This window comes from Actinomycetota bacterium (assembly GCA_036280995.1).
Taxonomy (GTDB): domain Bacteria; phylum Actinomycetota; class CALGFH01; order CALGFH01; family CALGFH01; genus CALGFH01.
Genome location: DASUPQ010000189.1, coordinates 1 through 3,083 on the forward strand (window position 1 = coordinate 1; position 3,083 = coordinate 3,083).

Genomic DNA, 3,083 nt, shown 5'->3' on the forward strand with positions numbered 1-3,083 from the left:
GAGGGCCGTTCCTTGGTGTCATAGGAGGCACCCGTGGTCATGGTAGGGACGTGCCCGGTCGAGGTCGAGCGGCGGTTGCGGGCCGGCGAGCTGATGTGCCCGTGCGGGGGCGGGTTGAGCCCGTGGGGTCATGCCCGGCAGCGGGTGGTCCGCGGCGTCGGGGTGCTTCGTCCGCGGCGGGCCAGGTGCGGCCGGTGCCTGGTCACACACGTGCTGCTGGCGGTGTCGTGCCTGCTGCGGCGGGCTGACGGGGTGCAGGTGATCGGGGCGGCGCTGACGCGCAAGGCCGCCGGCGAGGGACATCGGCCGATCGCGGCCACGTTGGATCGGCCGGCGGCGACGGTCCGGGGCTGGCAGCGGGCGTTCGGCCGGAACGCGGCCCGGGTGCGGGCGGCGCTGGTTGCCCTGCTGGTGCAGGTGGACCCGTTGACCGGTCCGCCGCCGGTGCACGGCAGGGTGTTCGCCGATGCGGTCGAGGTGGTCGGGTCGTTGGCGTCGGCGGCCCGCCGCCGGCTCGGGGTGGTGGGCGCGGTGTCGGCGTGGCAGGCCGCGGCCGGGGTGACCGGCGGGCTGATGCTGTCCCCGGCCCGGTGCTGGGAGCCGATCAACACGAACCGCCCCTTGGAAAGGGTTTGGTGATCAAGGACTCTCGCGACTCGTGTGTGTTCATCGAGCGTGGAGGAGGGTGTGATGGCCGCCGGCCATGACAGGGAAGAACAAGTGCGGGCCGAACGGGCCCGGGCGATCGGGTTGTTCCGGTACGGGCTGATCCGGGAGGCGGCCGACCCGCGGTTGTCGACCAAGCAGCGGGGCCGGTTGGTCCGGGACCTGGCCGGCCGGGAGCATCCCGGGCCGTTCGGCACCCCGGTGCGGGTGGCCAGGCCGACGATCGACCGGTGGATAAGAGATTGGCGCCGCGGCGGGTTCGACGCGCTGGTGCCCCACCCGCGGCGGGTGCAGCCGCGCACCCCGGCGCAGGTGCTGGAGTTGGCGGCCGCGCTGAAGCGGGAGGTGCCGGCCCGGACCGCGGTGCAGATCGCGACGATCCTGCGGGCGCACAGCGGCTGGTCACCGGACGAACGGACCCTGCAACGACACTTCGTCCGGCTGGAGCTGAACACCCGCCCGGACGGGCAACCACCGCGGGCGTTCGGCCGGTTCGAGGCCGAGGCGCCGAACGTGCGGTGGACCGGCGACGCCCTGCACGGGCCGGTCGTCGGCGGCCGCAAGGCGATCCTCTTCGGGTTCGTCGACGATCACAGTCGGCTGGTCGTGGGGCACCGGTGGGGCCACCTGGAGGACACCGTCCGGCTGTCCGCCGCACTACGAAACGCGTTGGCGTGCCGGGGAATCCCGCAATCCGTGTACCTGGACAACGGCTCGGCGATGGTCGACCGGCAGCTGCAGCGGGCCTGCGCGGTCCTGGGCATCCGGCTGGTCCACAGCCGACCCGGACAACCGGCCGGCCGCGGCAAGATCGAGAAGTTTTTTCGCACCGTGCGGGAGCAGTTCCTGGTCGAGATCACCCCCGACCGGGGGCCGGCCGACCTGGTCGAGTTGAACACCCTGTTCACCGCGTGGGTGGAGACCGTGTACCACCGGCGGGTGCACACCGAGACCGAGCAGGCCCCGCTGGATCGGTGGTCGGTGATCGGCGCCCCGACCCTGCCCACCCCCGCTCAGCTGCGGGAGGCGTTCCTGTGGTCGGAATGGCGGACCGTGGGCAAGACCGGGACCGTGGGTCTGCACGGCAACTCCTACGAGGTCGACGCCGCGCTGGTCGGCCGGCGGGTCGAGCTGGTCTTCGACCCGTTCGACCTGACCCGCCTGCAGGTCCGCTGGCACGGCCGGGACATGGGAGCGGCGGTGCCGCACCGCATCGGCCGGCACGTGCACGCCAAGGCCCGCCCAGAACCCGACACCAACCCACCGGCGGCGGCGACCGGGATCGATTACCTGGCGCTGGTCGCGGCCCAGCACACCGCGGAACTGGCCGACCGGGTCCGCTACGCCCAACTGCCCGATCAGGAGCCCGACCCGGACACCACCGGACGGCAGGCTCAGCAGTGATCGAGAAGCTCCAATCCCACTACGGTTTCACCCGCACCCCGTTCGGCAAGTCACTGCCCCCGCAGGCGCTGCACCGGCACGCCGCGCACGCCGAAGCGGTCGCCCGGATCGGTTGGTGCGTCCGCGAACAAGCGCTCGGGGTGGTCACCGGCGAGGTCGGCGCCGGCAAGACCGTCGCCCTGCGCGCCGCCCTGGCCGGGCTGGACAGCAGCCGGCACACCGTGATCTACCTGAGCAACCCGGCCGTCGGCGGTCGAGGCCTGTACGCCGGGATCGTCACCGCCCTGGGCGGCGTCCCCCGGTTCCACAAGTCGGCGCTCATCCCGCAGACCATGGACCTGCTCGCCGCCGAGGAACACGAGAGAGGTCGCTGTGTCGTATTGGTCCTTGACGAGGCGCACCTGATGGCCGCCGACCAGCTCGAGGAGTTGCGGCTGCTGGGCAACGCCGAGATGGACAGCCACTCGCCGTTCGCTGCGCTGTTGGTCGGCCAACCCACCCTGCGGCGGCGGATCAAGCTGGGCACCTTCGCCGCCCTGGACCAACGGATCGCGTTGCGCTACGCCATGACCGGCATGACCAGCCAGGAGACCGCGGGCTACGTGCGACACCACCTCGAGCTCGTCGGCCGCAGCGACACCCTGTTCAGCGACGATGCCCTGGCCCTGATCCATCAGGTCTCCCGCGGACTGCCCCGGGCGGTGAACAACCTGGCCGTGCAGGCCCTCGTCGCGGCCTACGCCACCAACAAGGCCGTCGTCGACGAATCCAGCGCTCGGGCCGCCGTCACCGAAGTCACGGCAGAGTGACCATCACCCCGCCAGCATGACCACCAAAGGCCCCGCCGGCCAGGCCGGCGGGGCCTTTGCACACCACCATGCTCATCACCATCAACGACGCGATCGTCATCGTCTTGAGCGTCGCGGAACACCGACTTCGAAGTACAGCTGGCGAGGCCCGGGTCACCACCGACTCGTCTGGCAGGCGCGGTGTGACCACCGGCCAGGCGCGTC

General features: G+C 71.9%; 3 protein-coding genes. All 3 read left to right on the top strand.

Features of this window, described 5'->3' with window-relative positions; genetic code table 11:
- Positions 1-39 precede the first annotated feature (39 nt).
- The 3 genes from VF468_05995 to VF468_06005 are packed head-to-tail and all read left to right on the top strand — an operon-like array spanning position 40 to position 2,879.
- A complete protein-coding gene (locus tag VF468_05995) occupies positions 40-639 on the top strand; it encodes a helix-turn-helix domain-containing protein (GenBank protein HEX5877862.1) in 600 nt (199 codons plus the stop codon).
- Between the two features lie 51 nt (positions 640-690).
- The gene (locus tag VF468_06000; GenBank protein HEX5877863.1) at positions 691-2,070 is read left to right on the top strand and encodes a DDE-type integrase/transposase/recombinase; all 1,380 of its coding nucleotides are present in this window, start codon (positions 691-693) and stop codon (positions 2,068-2,070) included.
- A complete protein-coding gene (locus tag VF468_06005) occupies positions 2,067-2,879 on the top strand; it encodes an AAA family ATPase (protein HEX5877864.1) in 813 nt (270 codons plus the stop codon). Before VF468_06000 ends, VF468_06005 begins: the two co-directional genes overlap by 4 nt.
- Positions 2,880-3,083: the final 204 nt, after the last annotated feature.

What these genes read in the sequence shown, in the direction of transcription:
- VF468_05995 (HEX5877862.1), top strand. Translation starts at nt 40, where the DNA reads ATGGTAGGGACGTGCCCGGTCGAGGTCGAGCGGCGGTTGCGGGCCGGC.
- VF468_06000 (HEX5877863.1), top strand. Translation starts at nt 691, where the DNA reads ATGGCCGCCGGCCATGACAGGGAAGAACAAGTGCGGGCCGAACGGGCC.